Here is a 25,175-nt window from a genome sequence, read left to right as displayed (position 1 = left end):
GCTTGTACTCCTGTTAAGGTTGTTAAAACTCGAAATGCGTGGACCATTCGCCCCCCCGTTTTGGGTCGTATGAGATTGTTCCTGATGTTGCGACTGGATACCCCCAATATGGAAAAGGCTCGCACCAATTCTCTTTCTTCGGGCGATCCATAGGTAAGGTATAAGCTGTGACATCCTTTGACTTCGCGTCACGGAGATCCTCAGTTCTGATCAGCGTCACGCCATAACCAGATTCGCGTATCGAGTCGACGGCGGTTACCGGACCTCCACTCAGCCAACAACTGGATACGGGCTTGTAGACAGCCGACTCATCAAGTTTATGCCAAGCCTCTGTCAAATCACGCTGAGATAAAGTCCGGTCTGGCAAACTCGCTAGCCAAGCACGCGCCATCTCAAGCTCACTTTCTTGATAGGGAGATGCTGAAAAGCAAGCGTCATTCATTGGTTCAATAACCAGAAAAGTTCCTGGTTGGAATGTTCGCACGTCCGCAGACCTAGCAAGGCGACCAAGTCGCTGTATGAGTGACGGAATCGGAGCAAGTTCGGTCACAAGCAACGTCGCGTACTTCAAATCCAAGGACATCTCTGCAACTTGACTGGTCGATGCCAACCCGGAACACGACTTGTGCTCAAATAGTTCTACGACTTCGTTATGTCTTTCAATACGATCTTTGTAAATAAAGCGACTGTGGTAGACAACCGGCTCGATACTGGGAAACAGATCTGCAACTTTCCTGGCACGCGCGACAGTATTGCTAATCCAAAGAGCCCGACCTCCCCTCTTCAACTCGTCTCTTACAAATTGTTCTGCCTCGCTCTTGGTCTGAATTTCACCAGAAGCTACAGCGCTGTAGCGACGAAGTGTTTCAAGTTCTTCTGGGCCATTCGGAATGCTTAGAAATGTTCGCTTCGCTTTCGCAACAACCGCCTCGATCGCTTCCTTCTTCCCGCACGGTAGACTAGCGGTCATTAGTAGCACCGGGACCCCGACTAACGTTTCTAGCCAAGTCAGTAAGTTGCCAAATAGTATGTCGTCATAACAATGTATTTCATCGAAGACAATTGCCGCGTTGACAAGAGCCGGCCATGCATAAATACCACGTCGCTGGTTCTGTAGCAGCATCAAAACATTATCAACGGTACAGGCGACAACTTGAGTGTCCCAGGCTTTTAGAGAGTCAATTCTTACGGATGCTTCGTCGATACCATCGCCAGAGGCTTGCCCAGTAGCCAGCATCTTTTGTATGTCGTACTCGCGACGTGAATGAAAAAGATCGGCCCGAACACCACTTTTGGCTGAAAGCTTTTCAAAAAGATAACCTTTGAAACCTTCAGTGGCCGTTCCAGTTGTTGGATAGCAGAACCAAAGCCGCTTCCCAGCATGTTGATTTGCGGCCCACATGTAGGCCGCTGCCGTTTTACCACTTCCACAACCGGCCTCTACAAGAGTAACGCTTGCCGTAGAATCACGAATCTTCATCTGGAAATCATGAGGCAGAGATGCCCCTAAACGAGCATCCACGACTTGCTGTAAATCGTCCGCAGAGGGGTGCCGACAAAGGCTTTCACGCACCCATTTGGCTCTGTCGGCAGAAGTTTCAATTCGCTCCCATAGAGCTGATCCAGCAACGTCTGCAGCAACAAGAGTTGCTTTTACCACCGCTGTGAGGCGTCGCCAGTCCAGGTCATATTGAATTCCTTCCTCCCACGCATCAGCAAATTGACTCACAAATTTCATGAAGTCATTTTTCCTCCGCCGATCGCCCGCACCAGAATAGACGGTTGATTCTATTGATGGGACTTCTGAGCCTAAGCCCAAAGAACTCTGCAACTGCTCAAGGCACTTGTGCCATTCCTCATGATTGGCAAGTACTTCAACACAATCCGCTTTAAAACAATCCTCTGTTGGTGCACCGCGATTGTGCTTTGGGTGATGGCCAGAAACGGCGTACATCGCGATATTCCAACATTTCTCGCAGCCATCGACGGCACCTAACAACCATTGCTTCATTTCCTTTTGGCACGCTATCCAGACGCTAATCCACTCGTGGCGAATCGGTTGATTTTGTTGTTCGCTAGGACAATGAATCATGCGTTGGAAAGAATTGTTAGCCTTGCCGAGATCGTGAAGTGCGGCTGCAAGTAAGCAGCATCTTTGAAGTCGGCCAAGCCAGTCCATCCCAGTAAGCCCGACACTCAAGAGCATTTGCTTGTCGACCGCGTCAAGGACTGCTTGCATAGCAGAAAAAACGTCGCGAGTATGTCCAAGTAATGTTACAGAACCTTCAATACCGGCAGAATCGCTGACAACGGACTTAGCGAGCAGAGTTTTGAAAACACTGTTTGACATAGCCATTTATTTCTAGAAGAACATTTTGGTTTCAATCAACATTAGAACTGAACCCTTCCTTTTGCTGCACGACAGTACAGGCGCAAACTGTTGGGGGGTGCGTCGCAAGTGTCAACATCAGTCGAAGTTGAACCTTGTTGCGTCATTTCAACTTCCATCCACAAAGCGAATAACATCCTTCTTCCTCATAAATTTTTCATAAGTCTCAACAAGCTAACGGAACCGTTTGACACGTTTGGTCATAAGGATCGAGGAATTCCATAAATTTTCGAGCATCGCTATCGCACTGATTCCAGCTTCATTGAGACTTGCGATGCGGATCGATCGCCAAGCTCGACTTTCCAGCACAAAAACTCTGCAACGAAAACATGCTGCAATGCTTCCTCGAAACTCTACGCGTAAACATCGCGAGATTCGCCTCACGAAAATGGACCGATTTTCAATTTTCTGCAAAATCAAAAACCTCTTGGGACTCGCTTCGTAACTCGCGGTACAAGACCACTCTGGTTGTGATCCTCAGCTCGACCGAGGCAAGCTCAGGCGGGTCGCTGTTGGGCATTAAACTTGAAGATTGGGAAACGCAAACGTACTTCATCGATCTTGCTGCAATTCAATCGCGGAGCGATGGCAGACGATAGCCTGGGGTGGAGCGAAACGAGCTGGAAGCGAGTTTACGCGGAACCCCAGGTAACACGCCCCATGTATCTCGGAGTCGCGGAGCGACGGCATGGGCTTTACATTACGATCAACCTGACAGACGGTTTCCAATTACCGTTCGATTCATTGATCAAACCAGCCAAGTCCACGCGGCTCGACTGCTCAGACGCATCCTCCAAATGCCGTCGCGTTGCGACTCGTGCGCAACCATTTCATCCTCTCCTGAGACTCGCGTCCCAGGCTTTAAAATGCCGTTGCTTTGCAACTCCACAACAAGCTTCGTTCTGGTTATGATCCTGGGATCGACCGAGGCAAGCTCAGTCGGGTCGCTATTCGGTAATGCCAGTCATCTGGCTACTCTTTTACTTCATCAGAAAGAAGAAGTACCGCGAAATTTTGAGTAGTGCACCATCCAGTAAACAGCGACGGCAAATATCCCAAAAACCAGCACGGAAGCAAACCAAACTGAAGTATCATCAATGAAAAGGTTCCCCGTCCTCTGAAGCCTCCTTGCATCGGTACGGATAAGAGTCGCCAGCCCAACATGAGCATACACTAAGGCAACGAGGATAAATAATTGGATCACTATGAAGAATAATGAAAACAGCAAGAGTATTTCGTGCGGCATAATCTAGGGACGACGGAGCTTTAAGAATGGATTGTTAATTTTAATATTGGACGCAAATTCAGTCTCGTGAACACTGTTCAACCAACAACAGCAAGGTAATCCCTACACAGATTCACACCATTTGATCGGAGATTGAACATGCTTTAGGGCGAACTTACTAAACCTTGCCCTTGAGATGACTTATCGTAACGCCTCAACGCTGGATAAGCGACATGGTAAAAGCGATCAAATCTTTCAATCCGCTGGTCGATGATCGTCCAAAGACGGAAGCGTTCAGCGTGATCGTTTTCGCAATAGCGAGTGGGCTTAAACAGTTCTTCGGCATGCGAGATTGGACTCAGACCAGGTTAAAGTGCGATCCTGAATGCCAGGTTCGATCCGGCTTGGACTCAGACAAATCCCCTGGCCGACGGCTCGCTGGAACTGAAGATTTAAAAGATGCATTCGCCGCATTTGAAATCCCCGGAAAGCCCCGCCCCGACGGGTCGGCGGTAGACTATCCCCTCCCTCTAAAGTTAGCTTTCCCAGCGGTGTCCGACTGGTAAATTGCAGAATGCTGACATTTTTTGCTGTGGATGCGTGCCGAAAGACCTCTCTATCGACGCCAGCACGCTCAAAATGCAACGGATTTTCCCTTCCGTTTTCGTCCCGAAGAGTCAAAAAATTGCGGTTGTTTTGCTCCGAATTCTGCGGTACATTCCCTGTCCACGTTTGCCCCGTGGTGTAATGGCAACACTAGGGATTTTGATTCCCTCATTCTAGGTTCGAGTCCTAGCGGGGTAATTTTGGAATTCTTTCCAATATTGCTGACTTTTTCTAGGGTTTTTCGAACCCTAGCTCTGCGATAGCGGCATCGTCATTTTCTATAAGTGACAAAACAAGTGGCATACTTGGTTTAGCGTTGGTCCTTCGTAGCTGGCTTTTGCTCGGCGATTTCCTAAGATTCTTAGTCCGTTTCAAATCGATTACGACCACTCCGTAACTTCCCTTCATCGCGGACCAACAGGCATATTCCACGTCGTATTTCGATTTTCCGGGGAGAAGTACAGCCTTCTTTATTCCTTCAGCGATCCCATCAAACTGCTTAAAATCTCCCCTACTTAGGAATTGTTCAAAATAGCTTCCGCACTTGAGGCAGGCGGACATCTCAACCCGAATGCGATAGCGAGGGATTTTTTCGGGCGATGCGATGTCGCTCGCTGACGCATTCGAGCTAAGTTCTTGGTATTCTGTTTCAGGACAATTTCTTACACCCGAGACAAAAATTCGGCTTGACTTGTCGGCAATTTATCGGCAATTTATCGGCAATAGCCAAGGACACCATGCCGATGACATTTCAACCGAATTATCGCCTCACCAACAAGCTGGTTTCGGTTCTCATGCGAATCGAAGCAGCACGTCAGTTGGTTGATGTCTTGCCTATTACGCCTCAAGTACTGGCAAGCCTTCGAGAAACGGCACGTCTTTATTCGACGCACTACTCTACGATGATCGAAGGGAACCGACTCACGCAGATTCAGGTTCAGCAGCTAATATCCGATCACGAACATTTTCCGGGCCGCGAGCGAGACGAAAAAGAAGTGCTTGGCTATTACGCGGCGATGGAACAGATGGAAGCATACGCCACCAAATCGAATGCTATTTCGGAGATGCAAATTCAAAAGCTGCACGCACTCGTAATGGCGGGTGGAAAAATCCGTGTGAAAGCTTCAACGTATCGTGATGGGCAGAATGTGATCCGCGATAGCACTCCACGCGGCATTGTTTACATGCCACCGGAGGCAAAAGATGTCGTTCCACTGATGGCTGATCTCGTTTGCTGGATCAATACCAAGTCAGACCTACCATGCCCCATCCGTGCAGCCATCGCACACTACCAGTTCGCCACCATCCATCCCTATCATGATGGAAACGGCCGAACTGCTCGCCTGCTTACAACCCTCATTCTTCATCTTGGGGGTTATGGACTCAAGGGCATCTATTCGCTTGAAGAATATTACGCAACGAATCTCCCTGCCTATTATGAAGCGTTAACGATCGGACCATCGCACAACTACTATCTTGGCCGGGTTGAGGCCGACATCACCAAGTTTATAGAGTATTTCTGTATTGGGATGGCCGATAGTTTCGAACGCGTTACACAGCACGCTCAGACAGCAGCTAAATTAACCTCACTCGATCACTCGCAGGCGTTACGAAGTCTCGACCCAAGGAAGCGTAAGTTGCTTCCCTTGTTTAAAAAAACGGCCACCATCACAAGCCGCGATGTGATGAAACTCTTCTCGGTCTCGGATCGAACTGCTCGGCATATCCTTTCATCATGGTTAGAGGACGGCTTTCTGCGTCTTCACAACCCTTCCAATCGTGCAAGAAGCTACGCGCTGCACGATAGATACTCGCACCTCGTTTAAACATGTTTCCAGACAACGCCCTATCGCATCGCAATTTTACTTAGTTATCCATCGGAATTGCTGAACGATGTGTTCGGCATACCTGAATACGGTGATGCAAGGATAAGGCTACGCCTGCGGACACTGCAAAACGAAAACGCTCCTCCTGCGCAATAACTACTCATGCCGTAGTGCTTCGATTGGACTCATCTGAGCGGCGCGGCGTGCCGGATAGAGTCCAAAGATCAAACCAACGCCGATCGAGATGAACAGTGACATCAAAATCGACCACGTGGCAATCCTCGGTTCTAACGTCTGCACGCTGGCTGGCAGTAGATCAGGCGAAAAATAGTTCAGCATCATTTTGACTGCGAGGAAGACTGGTCCGCACATCAGTCCAAACATTACCCCCAATACGCCACCGGTCCCAGTTAAAACCAAGGTCTCGGCCAAGAACTGAGATATGATATCCTTGCGCTTTGCCCCCAATGCGCGGCGAATGCCGATTTCGCGCGTCCGCTCGGTTACCGTGGCAAGCATGATATTCATGATCCCGATGCCGCCTACCAACAACGATATACCAGCGATAATTACGAGTAAGGAGTTGAACATGGCTTTGGTCCGCTCTGCCTGTCGTAACAAGTCTTTGGGAACAAGTACCGAGTAGTCTTCCTTGTCGTGATATTTCTTCAGCAATGTGTTCACCACTGCAGCAGTCCCATCCACTTCACTAATATCGGCAACCGACAAAGTGATCTGTGTAAGCTCGACAATCTCTCCTTTGAAACTAAAACCGTCCCCGGTACGCGTCATGATCATATCACCAACACGCGTTCTGAATGTCGACAATGGGATGTAGGAATCGTACGTATACTCACGCGCGTCGAGACTACCACCGATTGCCGCCGAGGCTTCTCTAGGCTTGGTTTGCCCAATGACGGTGTAGACATCACTCTCTACCCAGATCTCTTTGCCTATCGGATTTTCAGAAGGGAACAATCGATTGGCCGTACCATCCGCCAGCACAATTACATTGTTGCCCTCGTCTTGCTTGCTGAACCAACGCCCACGTAGAACCTCTAACCGATTCAAATCTTTGTGCTCAGGCGTACAACCGATCAGAATCGAATCGACCATCCTTCCATTGACTCTCAATTGACGTTTGAGCTCACGGATTGGGACCGAGCGTGTGATGGTCGGTGTATTGGAGAGAATCCGCTGGTAATCATCTCGCAAGAGCCCGTAGGACTTTACTCTTTGGCTACTATCATCACTACTCGGCTCGATACTACGGAGAATGATATTGGTTGCTCCCAGCTCCATGATCTGCTGTTGGGCTTGGTAGCTAACACCTTCGCCCATCGCGACCAACCATATGACGGTCGTAGTTCCTATAAAAATGCCTAGTGCGGCAAGGACGGAACGCATCTTTTGAAGCAGTAAACTCTTGAGTCCAAGCTTCAAGGTTTGAAAGAACTTTGATTGCATCTAACCACCGAATAGCGACGAGTTACGAGCGGACTAGATACCTGATGACTCTTCAGAACTCGCAGCTTTCGTCGGCGTTGTATCTGCCGATTCCTTATCTGCCTTTGAAGAGCTCTGTGCCACCAGAATTTGAGCGTCCTCAATGGAACTCAGAGGGCTTAGGATGATCGAATCGCCTTTCGCAAGACCAGATGTCACGATGGTAAATTCGTCGTTGGTATCGCCAACAACAATTTGACGTCGGCGCACTCCATCTGAATCTAGCACCCAGCAGTACGAATTCGAATTCGCTTCCACGATACTTGCCACGGGAACTGTGAGTACGTTCTCGTGATGGGCCAAGGTAATTTCGACGATTGCGCTCATCCCTGGTTTCAGACCTTCCCGAGGCTCCAGCATGATTACGGTATCGTACTTGACCATATTACCCGTCCACCAACCAGCTGGACGAGTGACTTCAGCGATCGATTCAACTTTGCCGTTCATACTGAAGCCCTGCATCTGCACATTCGCGGTCATGCCTTTTTTCAAACGATCAATCTTCGATTCGTGAATGCCAACCTTCACTTGCATCTTTCCTAGATCAGGAATCATCAGCAAGGTTTGTTGTTCGCGAACCACAGCACCTTCTTCGATGTCGGGCGTATCTTTCCAAGCGGCCGCCGAAGGAAAAATGACTAAGCCAGAACCAGGTGACTTGATCGTACAGTTTTCAAGCTGAAGTTTTTCTCGTGCCAATCTTTGTGTTTCTAGCTCCAACGCGGCTTCGTCGGCGGCCAGCTTTGCTTCCGAGGCCTTTAGGGTGCTTTCGAGCTCTTGAAGCAACTTTACTCGCGTATATTTCTCAAGCGCATTGAGTTTACTCTTCTTCAACTCCAGATCTTTCCGAGCAGAATCGAGCGAGAAGGCCTCTCCGTTTAACTGAATCGCTCGCAAAACTCCTTTGGCAGTCAAACGCATTGCTGACTCGTGTGACAATTCGGCTTTTCTAACAGCTTGCTCCGCATCGAAGATCTCCTTCTCGAGAGTCGAGTGCTCTTCTTTGTAAGTCCCTTCCAGGTATTCGTTGATACTCGTTTTTGCGACGGCAACATCGCTTTCTGCAATCAATTTATTCGCCAGCGCCTTCTCGTACTCAATCTTCTGTTGCAAGACTTTGTCTTCGATATCCGCCCGATCGAGCTCTACCAATACGTCGCCAGGCTTGACCAAAGTACCGGTCTCGATAACCCACAGCACCGTACTTCCACCTTTGACACTACACTTGATTTCGGTATTGTCAGAGCTTTCCAAGGTCCCGTCGGCCGTCACTTTGACGTCTAAGCTTCCGAGTTGGACGGTGTGGGTTAGAAAATTGGATGGATTGGCGGCACTGCCAGAAGTTCGCATAGCGAATCCAGCAGCAAGCACTAGTACAGCCGAAATGCCAACAACAAGAGTGAAGGTCTTAAGCGACCTAACTAGTCTTGGAAAACGCGATCGTGCAGTGGAGGCGGCGGGGGCAGGGTCCGTCATTTGAAAATCTTGGCAGGAGGGAGGGATTGGCGGAGATTGCAAAAACCGATCTGGGTCTCAAACAAAACGATTTTCAGCCTACCATCCTGACAAGAAAACGAGGAATTGCCAGAATTATTCACCCATTCTCGCCATCATCGAGTGATTTATACGCCCATCACTAGCAATCTGTCGGATTAGGGAAAGAATTTTGTCAGGTTCCAGTGTTCTTCATCGTTCCAATTTATAAATCGGCCACAGAGTAACAGGAGACCGTTGAAGACATGCCGCTGACTTCCCCAGAAATTTTGCAGTGCGTCATGCACCATCGCAGCAGGTTGTCGGCAGTCGCATGGCTAATGATTCGTGATGCTCACATCGCTGAAGATCTATTTCAAAACATTGCCATCAAAGCGATGACGACATCATCGCAATTCGACAATACGGCCACGTTGATTTCATGGTGCACCGTCACCTTACGTCACGAGTGCATCGATTGGCTACGCAAACATCAGCGAGAAGCATTTGTGCTGGATCCTACCACTGTCGCGTTGATTGATTCCGAATGGGATTTGGAACCAGAGCGTTCCAGCGGTGTGAAACTTGATCTGTTACGAAAATGCTTGAGCCATGCAGGACCTGAAGTGCAAGAGCTGATGCGATTGCGCTATTTTGAAAATTTAAGTTGCTCTGAGATCTCGGCAAAACTAGGCACGAACCTAGTAACAATTTACAAACGATTATCCCGGGCGCATGCGAATCTGAAGGCATGTGTTGAACGCAGTCAGACCGCGATAGGTACATCAAAATGAAGCCGGCCTTGAGTGAGGAACAGCGGGAACTATTGCTACAAGTAGTCGATAGGGATCTCAGCGGGGATCACAGCGAGAGAAAGCTTGCTGCGGCGCGAGAATTGTTACACGGAAATCCTGAAGCTCGGGCGTTCATTCGAACCGTCGGCGAACAAGCAGTATTGATAGCTGACATAGAAAGAATGTCTCAAGAGAACAAACCGCAACTCTTGAGAACCAATACAGCTTACCGGGTACGTGATCGAAGGTTGCTCTCCAGCCTGGCCATTGCTTTAAGCTTGCTGGCGGCAACTGCCTCCGGCTGGATTCTTCAAAGCTATTCGTCCAGCGATCAATTGGTGGCTCGAGTCACGGGAGTTAATGGAGCTATTTTATGGACAGGAGATTCCGGACAAATCGTTATGGATCTCCAGCTTGGTCAAAAGCTTACGGGAGGAACCCTTGAGGGCATGACACCCGACGCTTGGGTTGAAATCACTTTTAACGACGATACTCAAGTGAGCATTTCAGGAGATTCTCGCGTAACTTTCTCAGACTTGGTTCAGAAAGAACTCCATGTACATGCCGGCATGGTATCCGCAAATGTTAGAAAACAGCCGCGTGAAAAGCCGATGTTGGTACATACCAACACAGCCACCTTTGAAGTCCTAGGTACACAACTACGTATTGAGTCCGAGCTAACTTCATCAACACTCAGCGTCATCGAGGGAGCGGTCAAAGCGACTCGCCTGTTTGATAATCAGAGCGTTGAAGTTCCCGCACAACATCGCGTGATCGCAGCGTTTGATCAAAATCTTAGGCCAGAGAAATTGCCGGACGCGATCGAAAACTGGACCAGCGATTTGGTGAAAGGACGGATTGGCAACTACGGTCGCTGGAATGCCGCGTCGGACAATAAGCCTGCCAGCCTTGGTTCGATCCCATTCAACTTCCGAATGCCCAACGGACACGTCTTGAACTTATTTGTCGCTGCGTTCGAACCAACATATGGCCATGAGTCGCCGATCAAGATTGTCTCAACTTCGGGACTGCGACTTCGCGCACGGATGAAATCGCCGCAACATCTGTTTTGTGGTGTAACCATGCGACAAAGTAATGGCCAATTCGCAGGCAAGTTTCTGTTGATGCACGAGGCAAGTCAATTTGACGCGAATGCAGTCTTCGATTTGGAGATGCGTTTTGCAGATTTCCAATTGGATTCGACTCTAGAGTCACTCAAACGCGACCTTCCAACCGCACCGACGGATCTTTACATCGAAAACATCTGGATCCACACCCTCGAACAGAACGCTGGACTTGAGATCTACGAGGTGAGCGTATCTGCAAACGCTGCTAAGTAAGTGCACTTGCGATGTTAAGGAGAATCAGTAGCATCGGTGTATTGGGTTCAAAAGAATTCAGCTGCCGGGCGAACGTCTGCCTTTAAAATCCGTTCCATTTGCTCAAGCGAAAATTGGTTTTCGGCTTCTGTGTTCGACGCAATACAATCGCTCGGCACTGATATCTTATACTCACGCATGTATGCATCATTGGCGGTAAACAAGACGCAGATATTCCCGGCAAATCCAGTAAGGATTAACGTTTCAGCTTTCAAATGCCGCAGTAGAATCTCGAGGTTTGTGCTAAAGAAACCTGAGTGCATCGGCTTCAAGACAAAATAATCATCTTCCTCAGGTCGTAACAATTCGACTATTGCCCGCGCGTCTCCTTCCGCTTTTAGGCAGTGATCGATCTGTGCGGCAAAGTCTGATTTCCAGCGCCCAAAATTGTCGTTGACATAAATGGCTGGAACGCCACTTTGTCGCAAATGACGCTTCAACGAAGCAATTCGCTGCGCCGTTTCCAAGGCGCAACTCAACAACTGATCCTTTTCAGGAAAATCGAAATCGTTGATCACGTCGATCAACAAGAGGACTCGCGAAGCCCCACCTGTTTGCGAATGATCGCTGCTATCTTTCCCACCTTCGTCCATCCAGCCACTCCGTACCAATTAATTGATGGGCACCGCACAACCTTTGTATTGCTCGTAAGACGAGAGCCTGTTCAGCAAATCTAGTACCCAAAGCTCTGCCTCAATAAACGTAGACTCATTACCTCGATGCGACGACGGGTCCCGTATTTGCACAAGCGCCTTGTAAGATCAATTAGACATACATGTCCCTCTTGTACGTGGAGTAATCGTAATGCCCAACAGCATGCAAAAAGCAACCCTATCGCTGGAGCCTACCCGTTCTGATGTCATGGCAATGAAAGCCGAACATTGTGTCAGCATCGCAATTCCGACACATCGCAGCGGCCCCGACGTCGCTCAGGATCGGACTCGGTTCAAAAACTTAATCACGAAAGCAGAGTCAATTTTGCATGAGCAAAAGGTTGGTAACAACGTCATAGAACGAATCACCTCCCCGCTACGTGACACCTTGGCGGATGCAAACTTTTGGCGATATCAGTCGGACAGCCTTGTCGCATACGCTTCCGAACGCGATTGCAAGTTCGTACAGTTGAATTCCAAAGTGACGGAAATAGTGTTCGTGGATCAGCGTCCGTTTATACCGCCGCTCTATGCCAACGCCTTTGCCCCGACGCTTACGCTATTGGCTCTATCGTGGGATCACGCGAAGCTCTACAGTGCCAACGAGCATGCCATTGAGTCTTTGGAGACAGACTTGTTGCCAGCTGACCGCGAGACAATTGTGGGTGAACGCGATGCCGAAGTCCAGCTTCAAAATCGTTCCTTCCGTGCCGTTGGCGGTAGCCAATCAATGGCGAACTTTCATGGCCAAGGCAATGGCGAAACAAAGCGGGATGCGGACAAGGAACTTTACCTGACGCGAATTGCGCATCACATCGCCGACAGTGTCCTGCCCGAGCATCTAGTCATTGTGGCCACAAAGGAAGTCGCCGGGCACTTTGCGTCCCATTCAACCACCGAAGCAGTGGAAGTGATTCAGATGGCTCCCGACAACGTCCCAGAGAAGAAGATTCACGAACTCGCTGTCCCTGTGTGCAAGCGGTTAGGCCAGCAACTTGTCGAAGCGGAAGAACAAAAGCTGCACGCCCTGATGGCAAAGGAACGAGTGAACTTCGATTGTGAATCTCTAGAAGAAGACTTGAATCTAGGCCGTGTTGAGACGCTTTACACTACGTCAAGCCCACAGCAGTCACAACAAGAGCTTAAGCGAATCAACGACCTCGCATGGCGCGCGTTGTCCTCTGGCGGGTCCATCAGATCGCTCGAACGTCCCATTATTGGCGACCACTATTGCTTGGCAACCTTGCGGTTTTAAAACGTGCTCTCCTGCCTAACGCTTCTCATCGGACTGCTTACCACAAGGCTTGGAGGTCATGTCTAGTCGCAAGCAACGGCATGCCGATCACAGTTCATAAATTAAGCCCGGAACTGTCGTCCCAGGCTTAAGGAAGGTTAAATTGGCATTAGTTCAATGATGGGCTCAACCGGCAGGCCAGCAGGTAATCCGCTGGCTTAGGTCTGTTAAGGTCACAGTCCGAGGACCGCGAACTTAGCTGTCGCCTTTGATATCTTTTGCGATCGACTTGGCTTTATCCAAGTGCTGCTTGGTCTCATCTGTTGCTTTGCTAATCAACTGATTCAACTCTTGATCGCCTTTATCAGACAAGGCTTTCAATTCCGCCAGCATTGCGTTGTGCGCAACGATTTGTTGTCCGATATATGCCATATCAAAGTCAGATGCTTTGTGCTCGCCAAGCATTTCTTTGGTCATCTCTAGATGGTTCTCACAAGCTTCTTTCATAACTGACGCGAGCATTGAAGCGGAGGACTTTGAGTCATCACTCCACTTGTCTTGCCCTTGTTGCGACTGACTTCCTTGCTGGGACTGATTTTGCTGTTGAGCCGTTCCAGCTTGACCATCGCGGTTTTGATTGTCGTTCTTTCCCTGCGATTGCGATTTATCATCGTGCTTGACTGCCTTCAGCTTTTCGACCATTTTTCCATGAGAGTCGATCATCATCTTGGCGAATTCTTTCACCTTGTCATCTTCGGCTCGTTCCTGAGCCATTTTCGCGAGTTCAATCTCACCTTCGTTTCCAAGGATCAGTTTCTTGACCACGATGGTCTGAAACTTGTCTTTCTCTTGCTGCTCCGAATTAGCTTGCCCTTGCTGTTGCTGTCCACCTGCCGTTTGCTGCTGGACAACGCGAGTGCCGGGGACAACTTGCGTTGCATTGGGTTGCACTACTTGCCCCTGCACCGTGCCAGGCTGCACAGTACCTGGTTGCACTGTTCCAGATTGTTGTTGATTGCTACCAGGCGTGATCAGCCGGTTATCTTCGACGGTCTGTCCAGGCTTGAACTCTTGCGCAGTCGCGACAGTGGTAAAGCCTGCAATACTACAGACACACAATGCATTTATAAAATGCTTCTTCATAATTCACCTCTTTGAATTGAACACTACAGAAACTTTGGCGTGCAGCCGCTTTCTGAAAAACAGCGACTAAGGGCGACGTAATTTCAAGTTGTGTTGACACATCGAAAACCCGTTAAGAAGCCAAGTTGCCTTGGAGTGTTTTCAGTCACAGCTCGCCAAACAAAACTACTTGCGTCGCTACCGTCGCAATCTTGATACCAACGCGTATCAAATGTGCATCCGGTCAAAATATTTGAGTGGCAGTGCCGACGACACAGAACAATCAGTTGGACGCGACAATCATTCGATATTGGCAACCGCTGCCATGTCGTTTCGCCTCTCTTGTTACTGCAGAGCATGAATTGGCGTTTGAATTGGAGTTATTGTCACGGTGCAATAACTCAGCTCCGTCACTCGATGGGCGAGAAGGCTGCGGCGATTCGGTCTTCACGACGGTTTAAGACACCTCGCAAGCATTCTTACATGATTTGGGACGTCAGTAATTCAGATAGACTGCATTTGACGGCGGGAAAAATTTAATTTCGCGTATGGTAACACTGCATAAACCACATGGTCGGTGTTCAAGCGTGTTGCGTGAAAAACGCATCTAACCCTATCAGGCTTGCGCTCTAGCCATACTACACCAAGCTGGATTGACGTGCCGGACTCAATCAACATGCTCAAATTTGAAACGCGTCTCTCCCCATCCGATTTGAGGAACGGTAATTGCCTTCTTAGGCTTGTAATAAGATACGTCCCATTTCAAGTTTTACTGGAGTCAGTACCGTGAATGATCGAGCCGTCGAAGTCAGCGACACAAGTAGCACCTGTGATCTCAAAGGTCAGGACGCGTGTGGTTTTAGCAACCTCAGCCAAAATGTTGGACAAACCGAGCGATTGCTGTCAACAGGTGGAGGTGCATTACTGCTGTTGAAAGGTTTGGCCCGCGGCCGATTGCCAGGGTTGATCACAGCTTTAACGGGCGGCGCTCTTCTATACCGCGGACTGACTGGCCATTGCTATGGTTATGAAGCACTCGGGATCGACTCAAGCGAGGAACCCGAAGCATCTTCGGTAAGAGCAGGTCAGGGTGTGAAGATCGAAAAGACGATTATCGTAAATCGTTCGCCATCAGATTTGTACACCTTCTGGCGAGACTTCAGCAACTTGCCGCAAGTTATGAGTCATGTTAAGCAGGTAGATGTGTTGTCCGACACTCGCTCCAATTGGGCGGCCGAAGGCCCGCTCGGTAAGACACTCACTTGGGAAGCCGAGTTGATCAACGATCGGGAAAATGAGTTAATCGCGTGGCGGTCTCTGCCAGGGAGTCAGGTTGATACAGCGGGCAGCGTGCACTTCCACTCGTTAGGCCAAAGTCGTGGTACCTCGTTAGTGGTATCGCTGAAATACAATCCACCTGGCGGGAAGCTGGCCGCGACCGCTGCGCGCCTTCTTGGCAGTGGACTAGAACAAACGCTTGACCAAGACTTGCGTCGCTTCAAGTCGTTGATGGAAGCTAGTACGACACATGCGCCAATGAACTAGAGGGTCAACTGTCGTCGTGATCCTGGTTTCCGAAAAACGATGCGCAAATCACGCCCAGAGATGGTAAACGACGCCTGATCATATTAGGCGTTAACTGCGACTGGGAGGCGAACGGAGGCGATGGTCATGGGAATGATTTCTTGTTCGAGTCGGTAAAATTCCTGCAAGACCGTCAGTTGGATGCCACACTGCGCACGAGCTTCGGACAATGGTAGAGAAACAAGTTTGTGGAGCGACATTTTATAAAGGTCTTTACAGCCCGTCTTCATTCCGCACTCGACACCTAAATCAAAAGCTGGAAGTAGGTTGGTTGGGACTCGGTATGGTTCGGGGTAGAGGCGACTGAGAACCCACCGTAAAACCCGCTTTTGGAACCAACTTGCTCTTTTAGCCGTCCCCATAGCAAAGCCGACTACGAACGCTTCATCCTGATCCTGCAAGCCACGTCCAAGCAGAATATGCAGTACGTCGTGGTCTTCGAGGGACACCGCTCCCCGAAATCGTATCCAGCTTTCCGGGTTTTCAAGCAGACGCACTATCCAAGGAATATCCATCGGACCGGCGGCGGGCAGTGTGTCCATCACATCTTGGGTTGTCAGGTGGCCGTTGTTGAGCCCTGGATACCAAGCCAGCCAGTGATCGGTGTCAGTGAAGCTATCTCGCCTAGCTCCGCTCGCGTCATATAACCAGGCGCTTGTATCGTAGAGCGTTAAAGCGGAAGTCGATTTCTTGGTGTTCGTAGCCGTCAAAACCGCCGCGGTCGCCACTCGATTCAGTTGATCAAACAGAATGCCTTCCAATTCATGCTCTTTTCTTCGAGAAAGATCTCGAACATCTAGCGTCTCTACTAGCTCGCGTAAAGTTTGTAAGGCCGCCGACCGCAGTTGTTTTTGATTGTTGGCTCGATAACCACTCGCAAGCAATCCCGCGTTTTGAATTCCTCGCAGGGCTGCCATTACAGAGCCCAATGTTTCATCGTTCGTTACAAATTTCCCGATCCCTGAACGCTCACCTTTCAAAGTTTTAGCTGAGACGATGGCTATCCATTGCAATTGATCGCCACGTTCGTGGCGTTCTATGCTTAATTCGAAATCATGCGTGGCAACAGCTCGGAGCGAAGAGAAAATCGCACCATTTATTTCCGGACCGGATCCGGAGAACGACTGTGTCTGACCGTGGGCGTTCCGGACTTTGATATCACAAATGACTGGAACTGACGAATCGGCGATAGATGAAACTCGAATTTGAACGTCCAGAAGCTGAAGCGTTCCGACGAACATTCCAAGGATGCTTGGATGTTCGTTAGCAGCTACCCGGTCGCTCGAATCGTCGATCACAAGGCTCACTCCAAAACATGCAATGAATTCAAGAAATCATCGGCAGAAGCATCGCTAGGCATTCGCCAGTCGCCGCGCGGCGAGAGTGCTACTGAGCCGACTTTTGGACCATCAGGCACACAGGACCTTTTGAATTGATTCGCAAAGAAACGTTGCAAGAACGTCTTAAGTGTCTTATCGATTTCAGCCTTTTCATAAGGCTTTGAGAAGCTGGCATTGGCGGCCAAGAACCGCAATCGCTGCGGCGATGCGCCGGTTCGAACAAAATGGTACAGGAAGAAGTCGTGCAACTCATAGGGCCCTACGGTAGCTTCGGTAGCTTGTGAAACGCTTCCATCAGCCGCTAACGGTAATAGTTCGGGCGAGATTGGCGTGTCCACTATATCGAGCAAGACTTCTTGAATGGTTGACTCGAAATCGTGTGTTGCAACATGCTTAACCAAAAATTTAACGAGAGTCTTTGGAATACTGCAGTTTACGTTGTACATCGACATGTGATCGCCATTATACGTCGACCAACCCAGGGCTCCTTCCGACATGTCGCCTGTGCCGAGCACAAAGCCGCGGCTCATTAACAACAGAGTCCGAACACGAGCTTGCACATTTTCAAAAACCAGATCCTTACGGTTATCGTCGCTCAATTTCTCGAGTCTAGATTGAAACGCCTCGACGCTGATGTCGGACAGATCGATTCCGAACGGTTTATGCTGCATCCCTCGGAATACTTCTAAACAGGTCGATCGGATATCCACGGTTTCGTGCGAGATGCCAAGGTGTTCCATCAGCGTCACAGCGTTGTTTCGCGTCTTTTTACTGGTGCCGAATCCCGGCATCGTTAGACCTAGGATGCGTTTTCGATCGTAACCACAATCGTCGCAAACTTCGACAGCCACGAGCAATGCAAGGGTTGAATCAAGACCACCGCTCACACCTATTGTAAGCGGCAGACTCTCCGGCAGCTGTTCCAAACGCTTGGCAAGTCCCGCGCGTTGAATTTCGAAGATTTCTTGGCAACGTTGAGCCAGCTCAGCACCTTCACTGGGGACAAACGGTTGTCCTACATACTCTCGCTGAAGCGTTCGTTCTGAAAGCGGCAGTCCGCAATCGATGACACGGTAGCTGGCAGTCACATGTGCACTTGCGCCTGCCATCGATGTTTGCAAAACCTGTCGATCGTGGCTGATCCGATGCAAGTCAACGTCAGCCGTAGTTATTGTTCCGTGGTGAGTTGCTCGCCAGTTAGTTCCGACGCGTGGGGATTCAGCCAGTATGGTACCCAATTCAGCAATCATACAATGCCCGCCGAAGACGACATCGGTTGTTGATTCGCTAGGGCCTGAACTTGCATATGCATAGGCAGCCATACATCGTCCTGATTGGCTGGTTACTAGCTGTTTTCGCCAAGCTGCTTTACCGATTGTTTCATTGCTTGCGGAGAGATTCAGGAGCACGTTAGCGCCGGCCAGCGCATGGACAGAGCTGGGCGGGATGGGCATCCACAGATCTTCGCAGATCTCGATTCCGATCTTTGCATTTCCTATCGAGAACAAAAGATCGGTTCCGAGAGGGACTTGGCGGCCGTCATACAGGTAAGTTTTTTCGCGGAGATCAAATGCCGACTGGAACCATCGCGCCTCGTAAAACTCTTGGTAAGTTGGCAAGTAAGTCTTTGGGACAATTCCCACGACGCTGCCGCGATGAATCGCTAAAGCACAGTTAAACAGCAGATCGTGAACTCGCAACGGAATACCGACAACCCAAAGTTGTTTGCAACTCGCATTCGCGCTGCACAACCAGCCAATCTGATCTAACGACGAATCCAACAAATGCTCTTGGGCAAATAAGTCACCGCAGGTGTAGCCGGTCAGACTCAACTCCGGAAAAAGTACGATGTCACTCGTTTCGCATTGTTTTGCGAAATTGACGATCGTCATCGCGTTAGTCGCAGCGTCGGCCACGCTGACCGGCGGCGATACAACAGAAATTCGCAGATAGTCCCAAGCGTCCATTTTTTGATCTAGTTGAAGGAATGGAAGTTGTTGGAACGCTATTGTATCTGAGAGGTGCCGTAGAACAGAGACGAAAATGCCGGCCTTCCGGCAATAGATACAGGGGGTTTGCCCAGATCTGCTCAAAAGAATAAAAGCCGCTCACCGGACGATTCCGATGGCGGCTCTTCTTCGAATACTAAACCAATTTTCTAATGGACCAGCAGTAATAAAGCTAAAGGTCCGCTAGAGCGATATTTATAGGCCGGCCTTTTTAGCCAGATCCTTTGCACACTTGGTGCATTCCCAAGTGAACTCTTCTTCGGAGCGGCCAAAGTGACCACCAGCCGAAGTCTTCGCGTAGATTGGACGACGCAGATCGAGGTATTCAATGATCCCACGCGGTGTCAGCTTGAAAAAATCGCGTACGATGTCGCAGATCTTCTCGTCGGGTAACTTGCCGGAACCTTGCGTGTCAACTCGAACGCTGATTGGTTCACTGACACCGATCGCGTAAGCCAATTGCACTTCGCAGCGGTCGGCTAAACCTGCGGCCACGATATTCTTTGCGACGTGACGAGCCATATACGCAGCGCTACGGTCAACCTTAGTTGGATCCTTGCCGCTGAACGCGCCGCCGCCGTGCCGGCCCCATCCGCCGTATGTATCGACGATGATCTTGCGGCCCGTCAATCCGCAGTCACCATGCGGACCACCGACAATGAACTGGCCGGTTGGATTGATATGATATTTGATCTCTCGCTTAACCAACTCCTTGGGCAAGCAAGGTTTGATGACTTTTTCAATAACGAATTCGCGGATTTCGCTTTGCTTTGCATGCGGCGCATGTTGCGTTGAAACAACAACCGTGTCGATTGCGATTGGGGTGTAACCATCGTACTCAACGGTGACTTGGCTCTTGCTATCAGGCCGCAGCCAATCGACTTCTTTATTGAAGCGAGCTTCGGTGATACGGTTGGTGATGCGATGCGAAAGGGCGATGGGCAGCGGCATCAATTCTGGAGTATCGTTGCATGCAAAGCCGAACATGAGGCCTTGGTCACCAGCACCGATATCTTTGCCTTTGTCTGAATCGTCGTTAACGCCCATAGCGATGTCTGGACTCTGCCGGTCCAAAGCGACCATGACCGAACAGGTCTTGCCGTTGATACCAGCTTCATCGTCATCGTAACCGACGGCTAAAATGGCTTCGCGAACAACGTCGATGTAGTTGACGAAAGCCTTGGTGGTAATTTCGCCGGCAATAATAGCGATACCGGTGGTCACCATCGTTTCGCAAGCGACGCGGCTGGCGGGATCTTGGGACAATAAAGCATCGAGAACACTATCGCTGATGCGGTCAGCCAGTTTGTCAGGATGACCCATCGAGACGCTTTCGCTGGTGAACAAGTATTTACCGGCAGCCACTAAAATATCCCCTTGTCAAAGTGTCGATAATCCTGAATCGATTAGGATACGGCTGCAACCGAAGGGGCCTCCCTCATGCACTTTCCGAACCAAAAAAACCGCCAGGTGTGGGGCATAGTTTAACTAGGGTTTCTGTTGGGTCAAAGCCAGCCGAGCTCGAACGTCATAAAAAAGGTCGACTCGGCGCGTTAAAATTGGACTAAGATGGGCGATTCCTCGCCCCCGCGCCACCGGAGCTCCGTAAACCATAGAGTCCGGGATGACGTAAACCTCGCAACTTGAATATGATAAGCGTCAGAAGCGATTCGCTATTTTCTCTCTTGGATTGTTATGGACGAACTCGATTACCGCGGAATGTCGATTGACGCCGAAGGCGTTACGGACGAGGCGAAAAATTCAAAATTGGCCTTTGTTGCCTTTTTCCTGCTGCTGGTTGGCTTTCTTGCGCCGATCGAATGGCGACTCGTATTCGTCTCGGGAGCCGCAACATTTCTAGCCCTGATCGCTCTTTTAATGAGCAAGAGAGAAACAACAACGCGGCTTTCCAAAAACTTGGCGATCTTCGTGCTGTTCGTGGGCGCCATGTGCACTGTTTGGGGCACAGTGGTTCGGCAGGTCTACAACAATAGGCAGGAGCAACGTGCTACTGAAGTCGCTCAAGAATACATGGATGTCCTCGCCGAAGGTCAGATGCTCCGGGCAATTAAGATGGTCGGTCTCGATCCAATCGTTGACGATGCAGAACGTGAGAATGAGATGGCTCCGGCGCAAAAGGCGGTTCGCCAATACATGGACGATTATGCGATCTCCAAAGTGATCGAGCGCGGCAACGCTGCTAAATGGGTCAGCAAAGGCGTCATCAGCCATACTCAAGACGGCGACATGACCATCTTCACCGTTCGATTTCTCGACGACACACGGAACAACCCGGAACCCTACGATGTCATCGTCAACTTCATTCCACCCTCGAAATATGCCGTTGAAAAAACGTATCGCTGGATGGTAGATCGCGTCGAGATCCCAGTACAATAAATCCATGACATGACAGATGCCCTCATCAGTTTAGGCGCAAACCTTGGCAATGTCAGGCTTTCAATTAACACCGCAGCGGCAATGCTGTGTGACAGATTCGGACACGACAATGTTCGGCTTTCTTCCTTGCTGGAAAGCCCTGCCATCGGTGGCCCGAAAGACCAACAAGAGTTTCTTAATGCAGCCGCTCACATTCGTACGCCGCTAGATGTCTTCCAGATCTGGCATATCCTACGCGACATCGAATCCTCACTCGGGCGCAGTCGCAGACAACGTTGGGAATCGCGACGGATTGATTTAGACATCCTCACTTGCTCCAGCCCGTGCGTTCCCGGTGGAAGCGGCCTTCGCATTTGGACACCTCATCTAAAAATCCCACATCCTCGCATGGTAACACGCAGCTTTGCGCTGCTGCCGGCCGCCGAATTGTGCCCACACTTTGTCGAACCAGTCTCGCAACAGCAACTTGACCAGCTTGCAACACGTTTCCCTTACGACTTTGATCCCAGCGAAGGTACCTTAATTCGCAATCTCCAGAGCTCCTCTTCTCGCAATCCAATAGTGTTAGTGGTTAGCGTCGATCAGGCAACGAGCAGAAGTCTGGAACAGACATGGCAAACTAATCGTATCCCGAACGCGTCAACTGGAGTCGATGTCACAGTCGTCGATAACTATGCGGAAGTTGCTTTCGAGTGCGTGAATTCGGGCCGAACACCCGATCTGCAGAGTATTCGACAAATTTCTAACTTGATCGAGCAGTATAGCCCCATCCTAATGGTGCTCGGAATTCGCTGCCAAGACTCTTCCAACGTGGCCTGGGAAGACTACGCTCAATCCTGGGCAATCTGTTTGGGCATGCAACCAGTCGACCGGACTGACAGTGTCCCAGCATGGCACTTACCCAAATACTTGTTGAATTGTGACGATGTTGAGTGGGCGGCTCACGAACTTTCGGCAGCGATTGCAGCAATGAGCTGCGAACTGAAGATTGCCGAACAAGGCTTTGATATTTGAAACGAACGTTTGATTATGAACAGTGAATTTGCCATCCGGTTGGATCAATATCTCAAAATCATTGGTATTGCGGCGACGGGTGGACAAGCAAAGATTTTGATCCAAAGCGGACAAGTTTACGTCAATGGCGAAATGGAGACTCGTCGCCGGAAACAGCTTGCAGTCGGTGATATCATCGAGACGCTAGGCGAACGCTTTGAAGTTGCAGAGGAAGATTGCCAGTTCCCAGACGACCTAGCGTAGGCCTAAGTCGCTCAGCCGTTTGGCCACTTCTTCGAGACTGATTCCGTCAACGGAAAATTTTTTCGAGCGAGCAGTTGCACCTGAGACGAGCTTGACTTTCGATTTCGCTACCCCCAACAATTCGCTCAGTAAATCTGCAATTGCCACATTCGCTTTCCCATTTTCCGGCGCCGCAGTAACAGCAATCTTCAGCGCCCCGTCATGCACGCCGGTGAGGGCGTTCTTTCGCGCAGCAGGTTGAGCACGGACGGACACAACCACCGCGCCCTTGATCGACTGCAGCTGAATTGGTTCAGACAACGAAGCCTCCAAACTGCCTGGTCGACACAATCATTCTGCTCGTGCCAATCATTCGAATGACTCTGCTTCGCCGGGAAAACTTGCCTCCCGGACCTCACTGCAGTACTGCTTGATCGCCTCAATTGCCAGCGAGTTGACATCTGCATATTTCCGAACAAACTTCGCAGTCTGATTTTTGCTGAAGCCTAACAAATCTTGAGTAACGAGAACTTGTCCATCGCAGGACTTGCCGGCACCGATGCCGATTGTGGGAATGGAGAGGTCGCGAGTGATTGCATTAGCTAGCTTTGCAGGTACACATTCGATTAGAACGGCGAACGCGCCAGCTTCTTGAGCCGAGATCGCGTCTTGCATCAGCTGTTCTCGATCTCGCTGGACGCGAAAACCGCCTAAAGCATGGACGCTTTGAGGTCGCAATCCGATATGAGCCATCGTGGGAATGCCCGCGTCGACCAGCGCCGCGATGGAGTCGGCTTGAGCGGCCCCGCCTTCCATTTTGACGGCGGTGCAGCCCGTGCGTTTCATAATCTTTGCAGCAGTTCGAACCGTGTTTCGGATGCCGAGCTGTCCAATCGGAAAAGGCAAATCGACAATAACCATTGCATGTTCAGCCGCAGACGCCACAATGCGCCCATGGTAAATCATTTGATTGACCGTAACGCTGACAGTCGTAGCTTTGCCTTGAAAAACCATGCCCAAGGAATCGCCGACCAAAATGCAATCGATGCCGGCTTGGTCTAACCATTGAGCCATCATGTAATCATATGCTGTCAGCATTGTGATCTTTTTCTTGGCTTCTTTGTATTGCTGAAGGGTACGTACCGTAACGGGGCGAGTTCTTCCTGTTGGTTCTGTCTTCGCGGCATCGTCCGAATAAGGCATACTGCCTCCTGTTGGAGAGTGTTTGATCAGTGGGAGTGGACCGATAAGTTACCAAGTTGCTACGCTTTGACATATATTAGACTGCAAGAGCGTACGGTTACCGTTATGAACGAGCAAAATATGGGAGAATTGGATCGCGCCGAACTAAAATTTCGCCCCCCGTGGTACCTGCGTAGCGGGCATTTGCAGACAATCTTAACAGCCATCTATCGCCCCAAATTAGAGCTTCCGACGCCGACTGTGCAGCTTGTTGAATTGGGCGATCAACGTGGTGGAACCCATATTTATCGTAATCTGCCCCGCGAGTTCAACCAAGACGTCTGCAGCGACGACAAAGCGATCGTGATGCTGCATGGACTGGGTTCGTGTCATAGCGGTTCCTACATGACAGGGGTGTGTTATGGTTTGCTAGAACGAGGCTTTCAAACAATCCGTTTAGACATGCCTGGGGCAGGGCCATCATTCAGCACAACCGACCTGCCACCACATGCTGGCAGTAGCAAATACGTACTAAAGCTGCTTGACTGGATAAGTGAGCATTGGGGCATAAAACGATTCCAGCTTGTCGGCTTCTCATTGGGTGGTAACATCTCGTTGCACCTGGGCTCGCACTTTTCCTCCCAACTTCGCGAGAGAGCTTTGCAGGGCAAGTTTACGGTTGAGCAAATATTCGCGATGGCGCCACCTATCGATTTGGAGTATTGCTGTCGATCGATGGAGAGCGGTGTAAATCAAGTCTACGCTCGCTATTTTCTGCGAGGCTTGCGGAAGGCGGCAAGACTGCGTGCAGATCAGTGGGAGAGTTGGAATAAGGTGCGTAGCGGATTTGCTGCGACGACCATCCGGCGCTTTGATGACAGTGTCACAGCACCACTTGCTGGTTATGCTAATTCGACCGAATACTATCAGTACTCGAGTGTTCACCAGCGATTAGACTTGATTGATGTCCCAACTACGCTCGTTATAGATCGTCGTGATCCGATCGTTCCCTACTCAATTTTCCAAGGAATCGCATCACCGAACATCCGCTTGGTAGAAACCGACTTCGGCGGGCACCTTGGCTACTACACACACACTTTTCGCACCGGTTTAACACGCTGGGCCGACAACGCCTTCGCCGACCTAATCGCAAATAGCCAACACTTGGTTATGGCCTGAATTAGTGATTTTTTCTCAATTTCCATTGCTGCGTATAAGCA

Annotated in this window: 20 protein-coding genes and 1 tRNA gene; 11 read left to right on the top strand and 10 right to left on the bottom strand. The window is 50.0% G+C overall.

What is annotated here, in order from left to right:
* Positions 1-22: 22 nt before the first annotated feature.
* Positions 23-2,350 (bottom strand): CRISPR-associated helicase Cas3', encoded by a 2,328-nt coding sequence (cas3, locus tag SH451x_RS02355; protein WP_479360736.1) that lies wholly within the window; start codon positions 2,348-2,350, stop codon positions 23-25.
* A gap of 1,497 nt (positions 2,351-3,847) precedes the next feature.
* Here cas3 and SH451x_RS02350 point away from each other — a divergent pair.
* From SH451x_RS02350 to SH451x_RS02340, 3 genes are all read left to right on the top strand, one after another.
* Positions 3,848-4,180 (top strand): hypothetical protein, encoded by a 333-nt coding sequence (locus tag SH451x_RS02350; protein WP_479360735.1) that lies wholly within the window; start codon positions 3,848-3,850, stop codon positions 4,178-4,180.
* 167 nt (positions 4,181-4,347) lie between these two features.
* Positions 4,348-4,418, top strand: a tRNA-Gln gene (locus tag SH451x_RS02345).
* Between the two features lie 545 nt (positions 4,419-4,963).
* Complete coding sequence (locus SH451x_RS02340) at positions 4,964-6,046, top strand: Fic family protein (RefSeq protein ID WP_479360734.1); 1,083 nt, start codon at positions 4,964-4,966, stop codon at positions 6,044-6,046.
* A 156-nt stretch (positions 6,047-6,202) separates the two neighbouring features.
* Here SH451x_RS02340 and SH451x_RS02335 read toward each other — a convergent pair whose 3' ends face one another.
* Both SH451x_RS02335 and SH451x_RS02330 read right to left on the bottom strand, forming a co-directional pair.
* The gene (locus SH451x_RS02335) at positions 6,203-7,513 is read right to left on the bottom strand and encodes an ABC transporter permease (RefSeq protein WP_479360733.1); all 1,311 of its coding nucleotides are present in this window, start codon (positions 7,511-7,513) and stop codon (positions 6,203-6,205) included.
* A 33-nt stretch (positions 7,514-7,546) separates the two neighbouring features.
* Complete coding sequence (locus SH451x_RS02330; protein WP_479360732.1) at positions 7,547-9,028, bottom strand: efflux RND transporter periplasmic adaptor subunit; 1,482 nt, start codon at positions 9,026-9,028, stop codon at positions 7,547-7,549.
* A 263-nt stretch (positions 9,029-9,291) separates the two neighbouring features.
* Here SH451x_RS02330 and SH451x_RS02325 point away from each other — a divergent pair, with 263 nt between their 5' ends.
* Together SH451x_RS02325 and SH451x_RS02320 are read left to right on the top strand one after the other, a co-directional pair.
* Positions 9,292-9,819, top strand: coding sequence for an RNA polymerase sigma factor (locus SH451x_RS02325; RefSeq protein ID WP_479360731.1), 528 nt, complete (start codon positions 9,292-9,294; stop codon positions 9,817-9,819).
* Positions 9,816-11,159 (top strand): FecR domain-containing protein, encoded by a 1,344-nt coding sequence (locus SH451x_RS02320; RefSeq protein ID WP_479360729.1) that lies wholly within the window; start codon positions 9,816-9,818, stop codon positions 11,157-11,159. Before SH451x_RS02325 ends, SH451x_RS02320 begins: the two co-directional genes overlap by 4 nt.
* Positions 11,160-11,206: 47 nt before the next feature.
* Here the strand turns inward: SH451x_RS02320 and SH451x_RS02315 are convergent, their stop codons facing one another.
* Positions 11,207-11,791 carry a cysteine hydrolase family protein gene (locus SH451x_RS02315; RefSeq protein ID WP_479360727.1) on the bottom strand — a complete coding sequence of 195 codons (585 nt, stop codon included), beginning with the start codon at positions 11,789-11,791 and terminating at the stop codon, positions 11,207-11,209.
* Positions 11,792-12,002: 211 nt separating this feature from the next.
* Between SH451x_RS02315 and SH451x_RS02310 the strand changes: the two genes are divergently transcribed.
* Positions 12,003-13,106, top strand: coding sequence for a baeRF3 domain-containing protein (locus SH451x_RS02310; RefSeq protein WP_479360726.1), 1,104 nt, complete (start codon positions 12,003-12,005; stop codon positions 13,104-13,106).
* 234 nt (positions 13,107-13,340) lie between these two features.
* Here SH451x_RS02310 and SH451x_RS02305 read toward each other — a convergent pair whose 3' ends face one another.
* Positions 13,341-14,228, bottom strand: coding sequence for a DUF4142 domain-containing protein (locus tag SH451x_RS02305; protein WP_479360725.1), 888 nt, complete (start codon positions 14,226-14,228; stop codon positions 13,341-13,343).
* A gap of 765 nt (positions 14,229-14,993) precedes the next feature.
* On the opposite strand from SH451x_RS02305, the gene SH451x_RS02300 reads away from it, so the two are divergent.
* Positions 14,994-15,752 carry an SRPBCC family protein gene (locus SH451x_RS02300; protein ID WP_479360723.1) on the top strand — a complete coding sequence of 253 codons (759 nt, stop codon included), beginning with the start codon at positions 14,994-14,996 and terminating at the stop codon, positions 15,750-15,752.
* An 83-nt stretch (positions 15,753-15,835) separates the two neighbouring features.
* On the opposite strand, the gene SH451x_RS02295 is transcribed toward SH451x_RS02300, so the two are convergent.
* From SH451x_RS02295 to metK, 3 genes are all read right to left on the bottom strand, one after another.
* Entirely contained in the window at positions 15,836-17,089 is a 1,254-nt protein-coding gene (locus SH451x_RS02295) for a hypothetical protein (RefSeq protein WP_479360722.1), read from the bottom strand.
* 5 nt (positions 17,090-17,094) lie between these two features.
* Positions 17,095-19,098: an NAD(+) synthase gene (locus tag SH451x_RS02290; protein ID WP_479360720.1), complete on the bottom strand. Its 2,004-nt coding sequence runs from the start codon at positions 19,096-19,098 to the stop codon at positions 17,095-17,097.
* A 237-nt stretch (positions 19,099-19,335) separates the two neighbouring features.
* Positions 19,336-20,505, bottom strand: a complete 1,170-nt coding sequence (metK, locus tag SH451x_RS02285; RefSeq protein WP_479360719.1) for a methionine adenosyltransferase — start codon at positions 20,503-20,505, stop codon at positions 19,336-19,338.
* A gap of 330 nt (positions 20,506-20,835) precedes the next feature.
* On the opposite strand from metK, the gene SH451x_RS02280 reads away from it, so the two are divergent.
* The 3 genes from SH451x_RS02280 to SH451x_RS02270 are packed head-to-tail and all read left to right on the top strand — an operon-like array spanning position 20,836 to position 22,794.
* Positions 20,836-21,537 (top strand): hypothetical protein, encoded by a 702-nt coding sequence (locus SH451x_RS02280; protein ID WP_479360718.1) that lies wholly within the window; start codon positions 20,836-20,838, stop codon positions 21,535-21,537.
* Positions 21,538-21,546: 9 nt separating this feature from the next.
* Complete coding sequence (gene folK / locus SH451x_RS02275; RefSeq protein ID WP_479360717.1) at positions 21,547-22,551, top strand: 2-amino-4-hydroxy-6-hydroxymethyldihydropteridine diphosphokinase; 1,005 nt, start codon at positions 21,547-21,549, stop codon at positions 22,549-22,551.
* 15 nt (positions 22,552-22,566) lie between these two features.
* Entirely contained in the window at positions 22,567-22,794 is a 228-nt protein-coding gene (locus SH451x_RS02270) for an RNA-binding S4 domain-containing protein (protein ID WP_479360716.1), read from the top strand.
* On the opposite strand, the gene SH451x_RS02265 is transcribed toward SH451x_RS02270, so the two are convergent.
* Together SH451x_RS02265 and panB are read right to left on the bottom strand one after the other, a co-directional pair.
* Positions 22,786-23,094, bottom strand: coding sequence for a DUF167 domain-containing protein (locus SH451x_RS02265; RefSeq protein ID WP_479360715.1), 309 nt, complete (start codon positions 23,092-23,094; stop codon positions 22,786-22,788). The genes SH451x_RS02270 and SH451x_RS02265 overlap by 9 nt on opposite strands.
* Before the next feature lie 48 nt (positions 23,095-23,142).
* Positions 23,143-23,976, bottom strand: a complete 834-nt coding sequence (gene panB, locus SH451x_RS02260) for a 3-methyl-2-oxobutanoate hydroxymethyltransferase (RefSeq protein WP_479360714.1) — start codon at positions 23,974-23,976, stop codon at positions 23,143-23,145.
* 105 nt (positions 23,977-24,081) lie between these two features.
* Here panB and SH451x_RS02255 point away from each other — a divergent pair, with 105 nt between their 5' ends.
* A complete protein-coding gene (locus tag SH451x_RS02255; RefSeq protein WP_479360713.1) occupies positions 24,082-25,134 on the top strand; it encodes a YheT family hydrolase in 1,053 nt (350 codons plus the stop codon).
* Positions 25,135-25,175 lie beyond the last annotated feature (41 nt).

The sequence above is a fragment of the Njordella aestuarii genome (assembly GCF_056494165.1).
This window is presented reverse-complemented; position numbering and strand designations above follow the sequence as displayed.

Excerpts from the sequence above, each read along its gene's own strand:
- SH451x_RS02335 (WP_479360733.1), bottom strand. The coding sequence starts at position 7,513 with ATGCAATCAAAGTTCTTTCAAACCTTGAAGCTTGGACTCAAGAGTTTA.
- SH451x_RS02305 (WP_479360725.1), bottom strand. The coding sequence starts at position 14,228 with ATGAAGAAGCATTTTATAAATGCATTGTGTGTCTGTAGTATTGCAGGC.
- SH451x_RS02255 (WP_479360713.1), top strand. The coding sequence starts at position 24,082 with ATGAACGAGCAAAATATGGGAGAATTGGATCGCGCCGAACTAAAATTT.
- SH451x_RS02280 (WP_479360718.1), top strand. The coding sequence starts at position 20,836 with ATGGACGAACTCGATTACCGCGGAATGTCGATTGACGCCGAAGGCGTT.
- SH451x_RS02325 (WP_479360731.1), top strand. The coding sequence starts at position 9,292 with ATGCCGCTGACTTCCCCAGAAATTTTGCAGTGCGTCATGCACCATCGC.
- SH451x_RS02310 (WP_479360726.1), top strand. The coding sequence starts at position 12,003 with ATGCCCAACAGCATGCAAAAAGCAACCCTATCGCTGGAGCCTACCCGT.
- panB (WP_479360714.1), bottom strand. The coding sequence starts at position 23,976 with ATGCCTTATTCGGACGATGCCGCGAAGACAGAACCAACAGGAAGAACT.
- SH451x_RS02315 (WP_479360727.1), bottom strand. The coding sequence starts at position 11,791 with ATGGACGAAGGTGGGAAAGATAGCAGCGATCATTCGCAAACAGGTGGG.
- SH451x_RS02320 (WP_479360729.1), top strand. The coding sequence starts at position 9,816 with ATGAAGCCGGCCTTGAGTGAGGAACAGCGGGAACTATTGCTACAAGTA.
- folK (WP_479360717.1), top strand. The coding sequence starts at position 21,547 with ATGACAGATGCCCTCATCAGTTTAGGCGCAAACCTTGGCAATGTCAGG.
- SH451x_RS02270 (WP_479360716.1), top strand. The coding sequence starts at position 22,567 with ATGAACAGTGAATTTGCCATCCGGTTGGATCAATATCTCAAAATCATT.
- SH451x_RS02340 (WP_479360734.1), top strand. The coding sequence starts at position 4,964 with ATGACATTTCAACCGAATTATCGCCTCACCAACAAGCTGGTTTCGGTT.
- SH451x_RS02350 (WP_479360735.1), top strand. The coding sequence starts at position 3,848 with ATGGTAAAAGCGATCAAATCTTTCAATCCGCTGGTCGATGATCGTCCA.
- SH451x_RS02330 (WP_479360732.1), bottom strand. The coding sequence starts at position 9,028 with ATGACGGACCCTGCCCCCGCCGCCTCCACTGCACGATCGCGTTTTCCA.
- SH451x_RS02290 (WP_479360720.1), bottom strand. The coding sequence starts at position 19,098 with ATGGACGCTTGGGACTATCTGCGAATTTCTGTTGTATCGCCGCCGGTC.
- cas3 (WP_479360736.1), bottom strand. The coding sequence starts at position 2,350 with ATGTCAAACAGTGTTTTCAAAACTCTGCTCGCTAAGTCCGTTGTCAGC.